Source organism: Caproiciproducens sp. MSJ-32 (genome assembly GCF_018918055.1).
Lineage (GTDB): Bacteria > Bacillota > Clostridia > Clostridiales > Clostridiaceae > Clostridium.
Genome location: NZ_JAHLPS010000128.1, coordinates 22757 through 38852, shown reverse-complemented (window position 1 = coordinate 38852; position 16096 = coordinate 22757). Strand labels below are relative to the sequence as shown.

Below are 16096 nucleotides of genomic sequence, written 5' to 3'. Positions count from 1 at the left end.
GAATGATGAAAGCTACAAAAGAACATGCTGTTTTACCAAACTTGTTAAATAGAGAGTTTAAGCAGAATACTCCGCGAAAAGCATTATTAACTGATATAACTTATCTGTTTTTTAAGAATGGACAAAAGGCTTATTTGTCGACCATTTTAGATGCCGCTACAAACGAAGTTTTAGCTTATAACCTTTCTAATAGTTTAAAAATAGATATAGTAATTGATACTATTGATAATCTTCTGAAATCAAAGCATCACTTACATAGAGATGTATTTATTCATTCAGATCAAGGGGCACACTATACAAGTCCTATATTCCAAAACAAGCTGAAACAGCATAATATAGGACAATCTATGTCTAGACGTGGTAACTGTTGGGACAACGCACCTCAGGAATCCTTTTTTGGTCATTTAAAGGATGAAGCATATATCAATGAGTGTAAAACATTTCAGGAATTAATTACTGAAATAGATGATTATATTGATTATTATAATAACTATAGATCTCAGTGGAATTTAAAAAAGATGACTCCTGTCCGATACAGAAGTCATCTTCTTGAAGCTGTTTCATAGTCTTTTTTTAAACTGTCCTTGACAAGGGGTACATTTTAAATTAATTAATAGAAATCAGTTTTTTATATTTTTATATTATTGTTTATTACATTGTCTAGATATATTTAAAAGTATTCCCATAGCCGTCATGTTTATAACTAATGATGTACCACCATAACTAATAAAGGGCATTGGCACACCTGTTACTGGCATAGATCCTGTTACAACAGCAATATTTATTATGGCCTGAACTGCTATGATAGAGGTTATTCCTACAGCAAGTAAAGTGCCATAGTTATCTTTTGCATTTAATGCAACCTTTATTCCCTTCCATACAAAAAGAATAAATAAAGCTATTATGACAAAACAGCCAATTAATCCTAGTTCTTCTCCTATTATTGAGAAAATAAAGTCATTATGAGGCTCAGGCATATATAAAGTTTTCTGCCTAGATTGACCAAGTCCCAATCCCGTAATCCCTCCAGCTCCTAAGGCATAAAAAGATTGAATTAATTGATATCCATCACCAGCTGGGTCCTTCCAAGGATTTAAAAAATTAAGCATTCTAGCTCTTCTATAACTTTCACCAAAGATAAAAAACAATACTGCTGCCAGTAAAACAGGAGCAACCTTTCCAATTAAATCTTGGATTCTACCGCCTGCAACAAATAACATAATGTATGTAACGATCATTATTATTGCTGCAATACTAAGATTTTTTTCTGCTAATATTAAAGCCGCAAAAAATCCTGAAACTCCTAAATAAGGTACAATTCCAGTCCAAAATTTTTTTACTCCATCACCTTTTAAGTCTAGGCTCATTGCTAAGAATAATACTACAACATATTTTGTATATTCTGATGGTTGAAAGGATAAAGGTCCAAGCTGTATCCATCTTTTAGCCCCATTAACAGCCGGGAAAAAGAATACTGCAATCAATAATGGTATAGCAATAATTAATAAATGAGGAGTTATTTTTTTTAACTTATGATAATCAACTCTCATCATTAACACCATGCTAATTAAACCTGTAATTGACCATATTATTTGTTTCTTTAAATATGCCATGCTATCGCCTTCTTTAAACATGGCATAGTAGGAGCTTGCAGAATATATCATGACCACTCCAATTGCTAATAGTAATATGACAGAATAAAATATACCATAGTCAATTTCCCCCATTTTTATTCCTGTCTTTTCACTTCTCATAAAATTCCTCCAATTAATTAATTAAAGGGCTATGAATCCTATAAAACATAATATAGTGGTTATTATGCTAAAAATTGAAACTATTTTTACCTCACTCCAGCCTACCTGTTCAAAATGATGATGAATTGGTGCCATTTTAAAAAGCCTTTTTCCTCTTAATTTATATGATGAAACTTGAAGAATTACAGATAAAGTTTCAAATACATATATACCTCCAACAATAAACAATACTAAAGGCATTTCTAAAATTAAGGCAATTGTTCCTATTGCACCACCTATTGCAAGGGAGCCTGTATCCCCCATAAAAACTTTTGCTGGATAGGCATTATATCTTAGAAATCCTAGCAGACCTCCTGCTAAAATTATTGAAAATACACATAGGGACTCATGACCCATGACATAAGAAACTACAGCAAAAAATGTCAATACCAAAACACTTACACTTGTAGCTAAACCATCTAAGCCATCGGTTAGGTTTACTGCATTTGTTGTCGCCGCATAATAAATTATTACAAAAGGAATATATAAAATTCCTAATGGTATTTTAGTGCCTATAAAAGGTATTCTTAAACTAGTACCTAAATAATTATAACCATAAATTGAAATTGCAACTGCAAAGGCTACTAAAAGCGCCATCTTTTGCCAGGCTTTTAAACCTTCATTTTGCTTTTTAATTATTTTTAATAAATCATCTAAAAATCCAATAAAACCAAAAGCAATTAACGAATATAAAGCAATCATTGCTTCATCTGTTATATCATATCTCATAATTAACATAGAAATTAATGTTGAAATTATAAATATTAAACCTCCAATGGTTGGAGTTCCTGCTTTTCTTAAATGACTTTGAGGCCCTTCCTTTCTAATATTCTGCCCAAACTTTAATCTCTTTAATGCTGGTATTGCTATCGGTCCTAATATTAACGATATAATAAAACCTAACAATAAACCTATTGCTATATTTGATGTTAATATTTCTATAATTTTATCCCCCATTTTACAACTCTGCCAAAAATGACAGATACACCTCCTTCGTTATATAAAAAGCTCTTCTAATGAATTTACTATGCTTTCAAATTTTTTGCCTCTTGAAGCTTTAACTAAAATTACATCTTCTTCTTTAATAATATCCTTAATATTTTTAATTAATTCTTCTTTTGTTTCAAAAGTTAAAATATCTTTTCCTTTAAATTCTTCTTTAAAATTATTTCTAAATTCCCCAATAGCAATTAATAAATCAACCTTATCAGAGGCATATTTTCCAATATCCTTATGTGCTTCAATAGCCTTTTCTCCAAGTTCATTCATGGTTCCAAGTATAGCAACCTTTCTTTTATTTGTATAAGTATTTAATACATCTAAAGATGATTTCATAGAAGCAGGACTTGCATTATAACAATCATTAATTATAATAATTTTCTCTTTTTTTAATATTTGCAATCTCATTGAAGTCGGTTCTAAATTGACTAATCCCTTTTTTGCATCTTCCATTGATATGTTTAATTTCTTTGCAACTGCTATTGCAAGTAATAAATTTAAAACATTATGCTTTCCAGGCATTGGTATTATAAAAGTGTTTTCTTCAGACTTATCTCTTACCGTAAATATTGTTCTATCCTCTTCTAATATAATATTAAAGGCATAAACATCATATTCATGATTATAACCAATTTTAATAATTTCAAAACATTTATCTTTTATTTTTTTTAGATATTCGTCTTCTCCATTAATAATAAGGGTATTCTTCTCATTAAAATAATTTGTTATCTCCATTTTCGCTTTTAAAATATTATCTTGAGTTTTTAAATTCTCAATATGAGATAATCCTATATTGGTTATGACTGCAATATCTGGTTCTGCAGTATTAGCTAATACATCTATTTCGCCTAAATCGCTCATTCCCATTTCAAGAACAGCAACATCATAACTCCTATCTAATTCAAATATCATTAATGGTAACCCAATATTATTATTAAAATTTCCCTTTGTCTTAAAAACCTTATATTTTTCACTTAAAAGAGCAGCAATCAAATCTTTAGTTGAAGTTTTGCCACAAGATCCAGTAACTCCGACTACTTTCAAATTTAATTTTTTCCTATAATACTTTGCTAAATCTAATAAAGCTTTAGAAGTATCAGCTACTTTTATCACAGTTACATTATCTTTTATTTCATTAAAATCAAAAAATATACTATCAATTACAGCAATTGTAGCACCTTTATTAAAAGCTTCTATAACAAATTTATTTCCATCAAAATTTTCACCTTTAATAGCCCAAAAAATATTATCTTTCTCTATTTTTCTTGTATCAATACAAACTTTGTTAAAAGTATCATTATTTCTAATTAATACCTCACCATTAATAGCATCTATTATTTCATTAAGAGTTAAATCCATTATTTCACCTCTAATTTTTCTTTTTATCCTTTAAAATTTCATCTACAATTTCTCTTTCATCAAAATGTATTTTACCATCTTTTAATATTTGATATGTTTCATGACCTTTTCCTGCAAGAACTATGACATCTCCTTCTTCTGCCATATCAATTGCCATTTTTATAGCTTCTTTTCTATTTTCTATAGCAATATAATTTGTTTTTGTTATTCCTGCAACAATTTCCCTTATAACAGCCATAGGCTCTTCTTTTCTAGGATTATCTGAAGTTACAATTACGAAATCTGCAAGTTCAGTTCCCACTCTTCCTAATTCTGCTCTCTTTACTTTATCCCTATCTCCACCTGAACCATATACAGCAATTAGTCTATTTTTTGCAAAAGGCTTTAAAGTTTCTAATATATTCTTTAATCCATCTGGAGTGTGAGCGAAATCTATTACAATATCAAATGGTATATTATATTTATAACCTATTCTTTCACATCTTCCTGGAACTACAACATTTAATAATCCTTTTTGTATTGAAGAACTATCAATATCTAATATATTACACGTTGCAATAACCCCTAAAACATTATAGACATTATATTCTCCAGGTAATGTTGAATTAAATTTATATCCATTTACTATAAAATGTATATCTCCTTCTTTTAATTCAATATTTTCCCCTTTAAAATCACTTTCATTTTTTATTGAATAAGTCTTAATTAATTTATTTCCTAATTTTTCAACATCCTTATATACCCTGTAGCCATAATCATCATCAATATTTATTACTGCAGCCTTACTTCTTTCAAATAGTTTAAACTTCGCATTATAATAATTATCAAAAGTCTTATGAAAATCTAAATGATCACGAGTTAAATTAGTAAATATTCCAACTTCATACTCACATCCATAAACTCTATCTAACTCAAGTGAATGAGAAGAAGTCTCCATTACGCAATATTCGCATCCATCTTCAACCATATCTCTAAATAATTTTTGCAATTCTAAGGATTCTGGGGTAGTATGATCTGATTCTAACTTTTTATCACCTATATAATTTGCAATTGTTCCTATAAGTCCAACCTTTTTTCCTGCTTTTTCTAAAATTGATTTTAATAAATAAACTGTTGTAGTTTTGCCATTAGTTCCTGTTACACCTACTAACTTTAACTCTCTTGTTGGATGGTTATAGTAATTTGCAGACATTATTGCTAAGGCTTTTCTTCCTTCCTTAACTAAAATGACTGTAATATCATTATTGTCTATATCAATTTCCTTTTCACACACAATAACCTGTGCTCCTGCTTCAACAGCATTTTTTGCATAATTATGCCCGTCAACTTCAAATCCCCTTAAACAGACAAATAAGTCTCCCTCTTTAATTTTTCTACTATCATATTGTATATGATTTATTTCTTTGTCTAAACTACCTTGCAACACTTTATAGTTTACTCCACTTAATAAATCTAATAGTTTCATAACATCATCTCCTTATACTGTAATTGAAGTCCCTATTATTGATAAAAATTTAGCATGTGAGTTTCCCACATGCTAGTAGAAAGGGATATTCTAAAACTAATCTCCATATTCATCATTTAAAATAAGTTTTACATTAGTTCCTTTTTTAATCATTTCTCCTTTTGGTATACTTTGTTTAATTACTGCACCACTACCTTCATAGCTATATGTTAATCCTAAGTTATCTAATAACTTAATTGCAGATTCTAAAGAGTATCCACTTAAATCGGGCATAATGATATTTTTATTATAAGACTCTAAATTACCAATGTCTATATTTATTGTTGAATTTTCTTTTACAATATAACCCGGATAAGGCTTTACTTCTGTAATTATATCCCCTTCTCCCTCTATCTTATACTTAAGATTTAATTCTTTTAAAATTTTTGTTGCCTCAGAAACTTCTAATCCCCTTATTTCAGGAACAACAACTTCTTTAACAATGCTGTCGATATTATCTTTTGATATTTCAGAATTCATATAATTAAATATATCAATAAATAATTCATGTGCTAAAGGTGCTGCAATCTGTCCTGCATAATATACTCCTGTTCCTGGTTCATCAATAGAAATAAATACTGATATTTTAGGATTATCTACTGGAGCAAAAGCTGCAACCGATGATATATATTTTCCCGATTCATATCCTCTTCCATTAGGATTGATTTTTTGAGCAGTCCCTGTCTTTCCACCTATATGATAACCCTCTACATAAACCTTACTTACGCCTCCATAAGCAACCGTTCTTTCTAAGTAATCCCTAAGAATTGCAGTTTTTTCTTCGCTTAATACCTTTGAAACTCTTGATTCAAATACTTGATCTACTACAAGATTTCCATTTTCATCTGCATGACTTATTTCTTTCATAATATGAGGTTGAATAAGTTTTCCTCCATTTACTATGCTATTAAATGCTGCCATATATTGAACTGGATTTACTGTATTTGTTTGCCCAAAGGATATTGTTGCTAAATCTGCATCAGTCATATCTGAAGTCTTTTTAACAATTCCTTTCGCTTCTCCAGGTAAATCTATTCCACTAACTTCTCCAAAACCTAACTTTTTTATATATTCATTTAATTTTTCTTTCCCTATTTTCTTTCCTAATTCCATAAACCCTACATTACATGAGTTTTGAAGGATTTCTGGTAAAATTTGAGTTCCATGTCCACCCCTTCTCCAACATTTTATCGTATGTGGACCTACTCTTAAACTACCATTACATACAAAAGTATCTTCTTCTTTTACAAGTTCCTCTTCTAAAGCTGCTGCCATTGTAACAACCTTAAAAATTGATCCTGGCTCAAAAGTATCATTTACCAGACGGTTTCTCCACATTTTTTGTACTTTTTCTGAGGTATTTGAACCAGGATAATTTTCTGCTCCTTCAAAAGGAGCATTAGGATCAAAATCTGGTTTATTAGCTAAAGCTAGTATTTCTCCATTATTTGGATCCATAACTAAAACAGAAACTTGCTTTGCTTGATTATCTATATATCCTTTTTCAGCAATTTTTTCTGCAAATGCCTGTATATTAGCATCTATAGTTAAAGTAACATCTTTCCCATTTACTGGTGTAGTAAATTTAGAAATGGTATAGGGTAATTCATCATTGTATTTATCAAGTTCAGTAATTCTGAGTCCCGGCGTACCTGATAAATATTCATTATATTGAAGCTCAATTCCTGTTAAACCTTGCCCATCAATATTAGTACTTCCTAATACGTGAGATAAAAAATTACCATTAGGATAATATCTTTTTGTGTCAGGGGAAACAATTACCCCAGGTATGTTTAAAGCTCTTACTTTATCAGCAGCTTCTTTTTCTATTCTTCTAACAACTTTAGCCGCTCCTGCATCTGCACCACTAGGAAGCTTTGTATTTAACTTATCTAATATAGTTTCTGCAGACATATCTAATGCCTCTGCAATTTTAGGTGCAATTTCTTCTTTTGTCACATTTTCCTTTTTTAAATATGCTCTAATAGAATTCAAATCAAAATCCACTCTGTAAACATCAGCTGAAACTGCTAGTTCTACTCCATTTCGATCTAATATTTTCCCTCTTCTAGCATCTATTTTTACTTCACTAGTCCACTGCTCTTCAGCTTTAGCTGAATATTCTTCCCTCTTAACAATCATAATATAGGATAGTCTAATTATCAAAAGAATAAAAATACACATTAATATGGCAAGCGCTAATGATATTCTCTTTTTCATTAGCGCTTTGTCTCTAAAATTTCTTTTATTCACAACTATGCCTCCATGTAATTAATAAAACATGCAGAATACTAAGTATTCTTTATCGGCAAGTTTACTATTTTTCATCCTTCTATTCCTGTATGTTTTCAAAAAAATTCTTTTTTATAGTTATTACTACTGTATCATTTTTTCCTGGAGTTTTCATACCTATTGCATGAGCATATTCCTTGATTTCTTCTATCGAAGAATTCTTTAGTAAATTTACTCTTAGAGCTTCTCCCTCTGCTTTAGCAATTTTAATTTCATTTCTTAGATCAGTTAGGGCTTTTTGTGTTTTGTATACTCTTCCATCCAAAGCAATATTAATTACACCCAAAATTAATATTACAGTGGCCACATGTAATATATTCATTACAATAGATTTATTTTGACGAGCTTCCTTCCTTTGTCTTTCCCTTCTTCTTTCTTCTAAGTTTCGTCTTTCCCTTTGTCTTTCTATAACATTATCTTTTCTCTTAGGTTTAACAGCTGTATTTCCTCTTATATAATCATATTCATTATTAACCATTTTATTACTCCCCCAACCATTTAACTTAACTTTTTATATCTTCTCTACAATTCTTAGTTTCGCACTTCTACTTCTTGGATTTTCTTCTACTTCCACTTTTGATGGTTCTATTGCTTTTCTAGTAATAATTTTCACTTTAGCCTTTCCTCCACACACGCATACAGGAAATTCCTTAGGACATGTACAAGAAATTGCTAACTCTTTAAACTTATTTTTTACTATCCTGTCTTCTAAAGAATGGAAGGTTATAATAGCCATTCTGCCACCTTTATTTAATCGATTTACTCCATCTTCAATAGCTTTATTTAATATTGATAATTCACTATTTACTTCAATTCTAATTGCCTGAAAAGTTCTTTTTGCAGGATGAGGTCCTTCCCTTCTTGCTTTAGCTGGTATTGCTGCTTTTATTATTTCTACTAATTCAAAAGTAGTTTCTATCTCTTTCTCTTTTCTTTTTTCTACAATAAATTTAGCAATTCTTTTTGCGAATTTTTCTTCTCCATAATCCCTTATTATCCTGTAAAGATCCTCTTCCTCATAATCATTTACAACTTCATAAGCCGAAAAAGAATTCTTTCTATTCATTCTCATATCTAAAGGAGCATCCTTCATATAACTAAAGCCTCTTTCTGCTTCATCTAATTGATAAGAAGAAACTCCCAGATCCATTAACATACCATCAATTTTTTCTATATCCAACTCATCTAAAATAGAATCTATATTATAAAAATTGTTATGTACATACTTTACATTCCCAAAATTCTGTAATCTCTTTTTTGCTGCCTTTAGTGCATCTTCATCTTGATCAATTCCAATCAACAAGCCTTTGTCAGATAAACGTTTTAGAATTTCAAAAGAATGCCCTGCACCACCTAAGGTTCCATCTACATATATTCCATTTTCTTTAATATTTAATCCCTCTATACATTCATTTAACAGTACAGAAACATGTTTAAATTCCATAACTTTTCTCCTTATATTCCTAAATCACTCATTTTTTCTGCGATAGAATCAAAATCAATATCTGATTCATTATATTCTTCCCACTTTTCCTTGCTCCAAATTTCTACTCTAGTTAATACTCCAATACTTACTATTTCCTTTTCTATCTTTGCATATTCCTTTAAATTTTGTGGTATTAATCCTCTTCCTTGCTTGTCTAATTCAATTTCACAAGCTCCAGAAAAGAAAAATCTTACAAAGGCTCTTGCATCTTTATTGGTCAGTGGCAATGATTTTAATTTTTCCTCAAGAGCTTTCCATTCATCCATAGGGTAGGCATAAAGACATCCATCTAATCCTTTTGTAATAACAAATTTACTGCCTAGTCCTTCTCTTAACTTAGCAGGTACAATCATTCTATTTTTAGAATCAAGACCATGTTGATATTCACCGATAAACATTTTAATCTACCCTTTTAATTTTTACTCCACTTTCAACCACTTTTAACCACTTTATACTATTATTTTATATAACTTCCACCATTTCTTCAAGTAATATTTAAATAAAGAAAATAAATATTTTAATTTTTTTAAACATTAAAAATAGATATATGTAAATTTAATGAAGTTTTTTCATAAAATTACATATATCTATTTTCTTAAAAAAATAAGGACTGCCTAAACAGTCCAATTAATTTTCAATAATTAAACATTAAATCTAAAATGAACCACGTCTCCATCTTTCATTACATAATCTTTACCCTCTAATCTATAAAGGCCTTTTTCTTTAGCATTAGCTTCTGATCCACATTCTACTAAATCATCATAAGCTACTACTTCAGCTCTAATAAATCCTCTTTCAATATCTGAATGTATTTTTCCTGCAGCTTGTGGTGCCTTAGTTCCTTCTTTTATTGTCCAAGCTCTAACTTCCTGAACACCCGCTGTTAAAAAGCTTATAAGACCTAAAAGCTTATAACTCTTTCTAATTAATACATCAAGTCCAGATTCTTCTAATCCATATTCTTTTAACATTTCTGATTTCTCTTCATCTTCAAGACCTGATAATTCTTCTTCTAATTTAGCACACACTACTACTGTTTCTGAACCTTCAGATTTTGCATAATCCATAACAGCTTTTACATAGTCGTTTTCTAAATTACCGGCCATCATATCTTCTTCTGATATATTACAAGCATAAAGAACAGGCTTTGATGTTATCATAAATAAGCCCTTAATTATTTCTTCTTCCTCTTCTGTTACTTCAAGAGTTCTTATAGGAAGATTTTTTTCTAAATGTTCTTTAACTCTTTCCATTAAAGCATATTCTGCTTTTGCAGCCTTATCTCCTGATCTTACAAGCTTTATAGTTCTTTCCATTCTTCTTTCCAAGACTTCAAGATCAGCAAAAATAAGTTCTAAATTTATTGTTTCTATGTCTCTTATAGGATCTACTGAGCCTTCTACATGAACAACGTTCCCATCATCGAAACATCTAACAACATGAACTATTGCATTAACTTCTCTAATATGTGATAAAAACTTGTTTCCAAGACCTTCACCTTTTGAAGCTCCTTTTACCAGCCCTGCTATATCATAAAACTCTACTGCGGTATAAACTTTTCTTTTTGCATTATACATTTTTTCTAAAACATCTAATCTCTTATCTGGAACGCTTACTACTCCAACATTAGGCTCAATTGTACAGAATGGATAATTTGCAGATTCTGCTCCAGCTTTAGTTATTGCATTAAACAAAGTACTTTTACCAACATTCGGTAAACCAACAATTCCTAAATTCATCTATGTACATTCCTTTCTCAACTTAAATCATCTTTAAAATTATACTCTACTAGATTAATTATTTCAACCTATTAGAATTTATGTTAACTAATTCTAAAATTTATACATAAATTTCTATGGCTAAAATTTATCCTTCTGCAAAGAATAAAATTAAAAACTAAAGGTGGTGAAAAAATGAAAAAAGGATTCCATTTATTGATAATCCCTACAATATTTCTTTTATTATTCTCTAATATTAGTTATGCTTTAACTTTAATCTCTGAAGATACTGAACTTAACTGGTATTTTGTTAATAGAGAAAGCGGTAAAACTCCAGAAGCTCCAAAAGAGTCAGCTGACTTTTTAAATGAATATGATGCTTATTATGTTGGTGATACAAACTCAAAGGTTCTATACTTAACTTTTGATCAAGGCTATGAAAATGGAAACACTCATAAGATATTAGATGTATTAAAAGAAGAAAAGGTTCCAGCTGCATTTTTTGTGGTTAAACCTTATATAAAAAGTGAAAAAGATATTGTTAAACGAATGGTGGATGAAGGCCATCTTGTATGTAATCATTCGTCCCATCATCCTTCTATGCCTTCAATATTAGACAATGAAAAATTTAATAAGGAATTTACTGAGGTAGAGGAAGAATTCAAGACCCTCACAGGTCAAGATATGCCAAAATTTTTTAGACCTCCAATGGGGAAGTATTCAAAAAATTCTTTGAAAAAAACACAAGCTTTAGGATATAAAACTATCTTTTGGAGTTTTGCTTATAAAGATTGGTTAGTAGATAATCAACCAAAAGAAGACTATGCAATAAAAAAAATATTAGCTGGAGTTCATCCTGGAGCAATAATATTATTACATTCTGTTTCTGATACAAATACAAAAATATTAAAAACAGTTATTAGAGAACTAAAAAAACAAGGATATGAATTTAAGTCCCTAAAGGATTTACCAGAATAAAAATAGCCAGCTAGGCTATTTTTATTCTGGATAAATTATATTCTCAACTTCTTTTAACAAATTAATTTTGTTAGTTGAAGATTCCCTTAATAACTTATTGCATTCTTCTAATATTGAATTAACTTCTTCTTTACATAAATCATTCCTTAATAAATTTAAATTCACCTTAACATTTATTATGGCACTTTCTATTGCTGCATGTAATAATACAGCTGCAACCCCAGCATCAGAGCTTAAATTCTTGTTTCCATAACTAACTGCAAAAGAAATATTTTTATAAAGTTTTATACATTCTCTTGCCAAATTTAAAGGAGTTTTCATTGCTTTCAAAGTATTTTCTTTAATAATCTTTTTTCTTTCTATTATTTCATTTTCAGTTTCTTTAGGAAGTTTATAACTATTCATCAATTCTAAAAAATCTTCTCTATCTTTTTCCATAAAATTCATTAAACTAGCAATAAAAACTAAGGCTTCCTCATTAAATTTAAGCATATTTTCTTTATGCTGTTCTTCTAAATTATTAAAAGCCTTTTTCCCAATAGTTAAAGAATAAACCATTGCATTTAAAGAAGCTGCTAATGCCCCTACCAATGCTGCTGTACTCCCACCTCCTGGTGAAGGTGCCTTTGAAGATAGTTCCTGTATAAACTTTTCTAAAGTATAATCTTTAAATAACATATGACTCCTTTCTACTGTAACAAAGAATTATAAACATTTATTATCTTTCTAGTTACAGCTTCTTTAGAATATTTTTCAATACATTCTTTTCTAATTTCTTCACTATTATAAATAGCAATATTTTCTTTTATTTTAACCATTGCCTTTCCTAAAGCATCGACATTATCCACTTCAACTAACAAGCCATTATTCTCATTTATAATATCCTCAGCCCCTCCATTATAAGTACCAATAATAGGTTTTCCTGAAGCAAGGGCTTCAATATATACTACTCCAAAAGTTTCATGTTTAGAAGCTAAAACAAAAGCATCACATTTACTCATATGATAAGCTACCTCTTCTCTATTTAATGCTCCTAAAAATTTTACTTGCCCTTCTAAATTTAAATTTTTACATAACTTAATTAATTCTTGTTTTTGACTACCATCTCCTCCAATAATAAGCTTAGCGTTTTTATTATTGAAGTACTTAGCAAAAGCTTTTATTAATACATCCATTCCCTTTTCTCCCTCTAAAAAGGCAAGTGAAAAAAAAGTGAAATCTTCGTTTTTATATTCATTAATATAAAAATTTTCAGTTGGCAGCAAATTATTTATTACTCTTATATCCTTTCGTCCAGTTAATTCGTATAATTCATTCTTTAATCCATTTCCTACAGCAATTAATACATCTGCTCCTAAATAAGATTTTTTAACCAAGGGTATATAACTATTTTTAATGTAAACAGCTCTTTTCAGAGAAGAATGTTCTGTTATTATTAAAGGAATATTATATTTTTGGGCAATATAAAGGCAGCTTATGCCAGCCCAAAAGGAAGACTGACAATGTATAATATCTACTTTACCTTCATTTTTAGTAATTTCCTTATACAATTTTTCTAATCGTTTATTAAAAATAGAAAACATTTTTGAATTCTTAGGAAGATAATTAAAATTTTTATATCTATAAGTCTTTAAATTATCTTCTATTTTATAACTTAATCCAACTCTTTCTTTTACTCTCCCCAACAAAGTTAAAGGCCATATTTCATTATATGCAACAGTAATCTTAACTCCTGCTTCTTGAAGGGCTTGTGCTTGTTCCTTAAAAAAACTTCCATGCACTGGATTTCTTTTATTATGATACCAGGAAGGTACAAACATTACGTGCATATACTATTCCCCCTTCAAAATTTTAAATAACTTATGCGAAATATTTTTCCATTCATATTCATTAATAGGAAAACTTTTTATGCCATTGTTAATTTTTCCGCATATTTCTATTAGACTATTCCTTATTTCATCTTTTTTATTCATTACAACAATACATTTCTCTTTATTTTCTATTACAGATTTTATTGGATCTTTTGAATCGCCTAAAATTACAAGAATATAAGCATTGCAACCAAAATAATCATATATTTTGGCAGGAATTTGTTTAGAATTTTTATTGCCAAATAAAATAAGAAGATCACTATTTATCATATAACTTAAGGCCTTTTTATAAGGAATTCTATTAGAAACTTTTACATTTCCTATTAAAGATAACTTACTTTTAATATTTTCATCATCAATATTTCCAAAAAATAATATATTCAGTTTATTAAAGAAATCTATATTTTCCTTCTTAAGCTTTTCCAAAGCTTCTATAAAAGGTCTTATATCTCTAAGCTTAGTAAATATTTCACCTGCATAAACTATATTAATCTTTTTATCATTTATTAATTCAGGCTTTTCTTCTAAAGCAATTTCTTTATAAAGTTCTTCATCATAACCCCTAGTAATAATAAAAGTATTATCTTTTTCGATATTATAAGTTCCTATATAATCATCTCTATTTTCCTTTGTTACAAATATAAACTTATCTGATAGCTCCACTACTTTTCTTTCATAGCTTTCTTCAAATTTTCTTCTTAATATATTTATATTTTCTCTTGTTGAATCCTTAGTCCAAGGGTCACTCCAATAAGTTATCCATTTTAAATTTTTATATTTCTTTTTTATATAGTAAGCACAAATATGACTTGAAGGCGGCTCATGCATAGAGAACATCACGTCAAAATTTTCCTTTTCCATAAGTTTAATTCCATATTTACTTGCTTTTATTGACCAATAATAATACATATCAGGTACTGCTATAACTTTTTTTATCCTTCTAAGTATTTTATTCTTTAGGGAAAGCTTATTATTTATATTAATATTTATATTATTACTCCTTTTGGGCATTACTTTTTCAAAAATTTTTCCACCTGAAATAATATGTATTTTAACCTTTTTATCTAGCATATTAAAAATATATTCATCATAATATATTGAATTCTTGGGGAAGTTAACTGTTAATAAATGAATTTCATTGTCCTTGATATTAGCCAAGTTATTTAAATATTGAAGTGTTTCAATTGAAGCGGAATTATTAATTAGTGGTGAATAACATGCTATAAATAATATTTTCATAATTACCAGTTCTCCCCCTTTAATATAAAATTTAAAATTAAAATAAATAGATTATTTATACTCATAAATCACCTATTACTCTTGCACACAAGCATTAAAAATTTAGGAATACTAGATAATCTCTTTATTCTCCATGGCTCCTTTATGACTCTATAAAGCCATTCTAGCCCCATTTTTATCATCCATGTAGGCGCTCTTTTTACCTTTTCAGCTATTACATCAAAGCTTCCTCCTACTCCCATAAATATCTTACAATTCAATTCTTCCATATTCTTAACTATAAATTGTTCCTGTCTTGGACAACCCATAGCAACAAAAAGACAATAAGGATTGGTCTTTTTTATTTCCTCAACAATCTTTTCTTCCTCTTTTGAATCAAAATAACCATTTCGATAACCTGCTATAATAATATTAGGATATTTCATTATTATATTTGCTATACAGGAATTAAGACTTTCATTTGATGCTCCAAGCAAGTATATACTCTTACCTTCCTTTTCACACTTTTTCATAATTCTATGCATGAAATCAATACCTGCTATTTTTTCTTTTATAGGTGTTTTTAAATATTTTGCAGCTATTTGTACTCCTACACCATCAGGTATTATAAAGCTATTTTCAGAATTAAAATTATTAAATAATATTTCATCCTTTAAAGCATTATATAAAACCTCTGGATTTCCAGAAATAATATGAACTTTTTCATAATTATCTATATATTCTAAGGCTTCAGAAATACTATTCTTATATATCTTATAATCCAGAACTTTTATAAAATTATTATCTTTCATGATTACTCCTTATGAAATATTCTAGTTATTTATATCTTATCATATTAAATTTGAGCTTAACAATTA

15 protein-coding genes are annotated in these 16096 nt (G+C 29.0%); 2 read left to right on the top strand and 13 right to left on the bottom strand.

What is annotated here, in order from left to right:
• Positions 1 to 566, top strand: a 566-nt coding sequence (locus KQI16_RS12800) for an IS3 family transposase (RefSeq protein ID WP_216434981.1), incomplete at its 5' end; no start/stop codon positions are given.
• Positions 567 to 641: 75 nt separating this feature from the next.
• Here KQI16_RS12800 and spoVE read toward each other — a convergent pair.
• The 9 genes from spoVE to ychF form a co-directional block, all read right to left on the bottom strand.
• Entirely contained in the window at positions 642 to 1754 is a 1113-nt protein-coding gene (gene spoVE / locus KQI16_RS12795) for a stage V sporulation protein E (RefSeq protein ID WP_216434979.1), read from the bottom strand.
• A 21-nt stretch (positions 1755 to 1775) separates the two neighbouring features.
• On the bottom strand, positions 1776 to 2750 hold the full coding sequence (gene mraY, locus KQI16_RS12790) for a phospho-N-acetylmuramoyl-pentapeptide-transferase (protein ID WP_216434977.1): 975 nt from the start codon (positions 2748 to 2750) through the stop codon (positions 1776 to 1778).
• Positions 2751 to 2789: 39 nt separating this feature from the next.
• The gene (locus tag KQI16_RS12785) at positions 2790 to 4151 is read right to left on the bottom strand and encodes a UDP-N-acetylmuramoyl-tripeptide--D-alanyl-D-alanine ligase (RefSeq protein WP_216434975.1); all 1362 of its coding nucleotides are present in this window, start codon (positions 4149 to 4151) and stop codon (positions 2790 to 2792) included.
• 10 nt (positions 4152 to 4161) lie between these two features.
• On the bottom strand, positions 4162 to 5616 hold the full coding sequence (locus KQI16_RS12780; RefSeq protein ID WP_216434973.1) for a UDP-N-acetylmuramoyl-L-alanyl-D-glutamate--2,6-diaminopimelate ligase: 1455 nt from the start codon (positions 5614 to 5616) through the stop codon (positions 4162 to 4164).
• Between the two features lie 96 nt (positions 5617 to 5712).
• Positions 5713 to 7908 carry a stage V sporulation protein D gene (locus KQI16_RS12775; protein ID WP_216434971.1) on the bottom strand — a complete coding sequence of 732 codons (2196 nt, stop codon included), beginning with the start codon at positions 7906 to 7908 and terminating at the stop codon, positions 5713 to 5715.
• A gap of 79 nt (positions 7909 to 7987) precedes the next feature.
• On the bottom strand, positions 7988 to 8425 hold the full coding sequence (locus tag KQI16_RS12770; RefSeq protein ID WP_216434969.1) for a cell division protein FtsL: 438 nt from the start codon (positions 8423 to 8425) through the stop codon (positions 7988 to 7990).
• Positions 8426 to 8458: 33 nt separating this feature from the next.
• Positions 8459 to 9391 carry a 16S rRNA (cytosine(1402)-N(4))-methyltransferase RsmH gene (rsmH, locus tag KQI16_RS12765; protein WP_216434966.1) on the bottom strand — a complete coding sequence of 311 codons (933 nt, stop codon included), beginning with the start codon at positions 9389 to 9391 and terminating at the stop codon, positions 8459 to 8461.
• An 11-nt stretch (positions 9392 to 9402) separates the two neighbouring features.
• Complete coding sequence (gene mraZ / locus KQI16_RS12760; protein WP_216434965.1) at positions 9403 to 9831, bottom strand: division/cell wall cluster transcriptional repressor MraZ; 429 nt, start codon at positions 9829 to 9831, stop codon at positions 9403 to 9405.
• Between the two features lie 243 nt (positions 9832 to 10074).
• A complete protein-coding gene (gene ychF / locus KQI16_RS12755) occupies positions 10075 to 11172 on the bottom strand; it encodes a redox-regulated ATPase YchF (RefSeq protein ID WP_216434963.1) in 1098 nt (365 codons plus the stop codon).
• 174 nt (positions 11173 to 11346) lie between these two features.
• On the opposite strand from ychF, the gene pdaA reads away from it, so the two are divergent.
• Positions 11347 to 12129: a delta-lactam-biosynthetic de-N-acetylase gene (gene pdaA / locus KQI16_RS12750; protein ID WP_216434961.1), complete on the top strand. Its 783-nt coding sequence runs from the start codon at positions 11347 to 11349 to the stop codon at positions 12127 to 12129.
• Positions 12130 to 12150: 21 nt separating this feature from the next.
• On the opposite strand, the gene KQI16_RS12745 is transcribed toward pdaA, so the two are convergent.
• The 4 genes from KQI16_RS12745 to KQI16_RS12730 all read right to left on the bottom strand — a co-directional run bounded on the left by KQI16_RS12745 (position 12151) and on the right by KQI16_RS12730 (position 16030).
• Positions 12151 to 12807 (bottom strand): cyclodeaminase/cyclohydrolase family protein, encoded by a 657-nt coding sequence (locus tag KQI16_RS12745; protein ID WP_216434959.1) that lies wholly within the window; start codon positions 12805 to 12807, stop codon positions 12151 to 12153.
• Between the two features lie 11 nt (positions 12808 to 12818).
• Positions 12819 to 13958: a glycosyltransferase gene (locus tag KQI16_RS12740; protein WP_216434957.1), complete on the bottom strand. Its 1140-nt coding sequence runs from the start codon at positions 13956 to 13958 to the stop codon at positions 12819 to 12821.
• Between the two features lie 3 nt (positions 13959 to 13961).
• Positions 13962 to 15239, bottom strand: coding sequence for a glycosyltransferase (locus tag KQI16_RS12735; protein WP_216434955.1), 1278 nt, complete (start codon positions 15237 to 15239; stop codon positions 13962 to 13964).
• Positions 15240 to 15307: 68 nt separating this feature from the next.
• Positions 15308 to 16030 (bottom strand): WecB/TagA/CpsF family glycosyltransferase, encoded by a 723-nt coding sequence (locus KQI16_RS12730; protein ID WP_216434953.1) that lies wholly within the window; start codon positions 16028 to 16030, stop codon positions 15308 to 15310.
• Positions 16031 to 16096 lie beyond the last annotated feature (66 nt).

Bases quoted from the DNA above. Each gene is read 5' to 3' on its own strand.
- mraZ (WP_216434965.1), bottom strand. From the start codon at position 9,831: ATGTTTATCGGTGAATATCAACATGGTCTTGATTCTAAAAATAGAATG.
- KQI16_RS12785 (WP_216434975.1), bottom strand. From the start codon at position 4,151: ATGGATTTAACTCTTAATGAAATAATAGATGCTATTAATGGTGAGGTA.
- KQI16_RS12780 (WP_216434973.1), bottom strand. From the start codon at position 5,616: ATGAAACTATTAGATTTATTAAGTGGAGTAAACTATAAAGTGTTGCAA.
- spoVE (WP_216434979.1), bottom strand. From the start codon at position 1,754: ATGAGAAGTGAAAAGACAGGAATAAAAATGGGGGAAATTGACTATGGT.
- KQI16_RS12745 (WP_216434959.1), bottom strand. From the start codon at position 12,807: ATGTTATTTAAAGATTATACTTTAGAAAAGTTTATACAGGAACTATCT.
- rsmH (WP_216434966.1), bottom strand. From the start codon at position 9,391: ATGGAATTTAAACATGTTTCTGTACTGTTAAATGAATGTATAGAGGGA.
- KQI16_RS12740 (WP_216434957.1), bottom strand. From the start codon at position 13,958: ATGCACGTAATGTTTGTACCTTCCTGGTATCATAATAAAAGAAATCCA.
- KQI16_RS12730 (WP_216434953.1), bottom strand. From the start codon at position 16,030: ATGAAAGATAATAATTTTATAAAAGTTCTGGATTATAAGATATATAAG.
- ychF (WP_216434963.1), bottom strand. From the start codon at position 11,172: ATGAATTTAGGAATTGTTGGTTTACCGAATGTTGGTAAAAGTACTTTG.
- KQI16_RS12770 (WP_216434969.1), bottom strand. From the start codon at position 8,425: ATGGTTAATAATGAATATGATTATATAAGAGGAAATACAGCTGTTAAA.
- pdaA (WP_216434961.1), top strand. From the start codon at position 11,347: ATGAAAAAAGGATTCCATTTATTGATAATCCCTACAATATTTCTTTTA.
- KQI16_RS12735 (WP_216434955.1), bottom strand. From the start codon at position 15,239: ATGAAAATATTATTTATAGCATGTTATTCACCACTAATTAATAATTCC.
- mraY (WP_216434977.1), bottom strand. From the start codon at position 2,750: ATGGGGGATAAAATTATAGAAATATTAACATCAAATATAGCAATAGGT.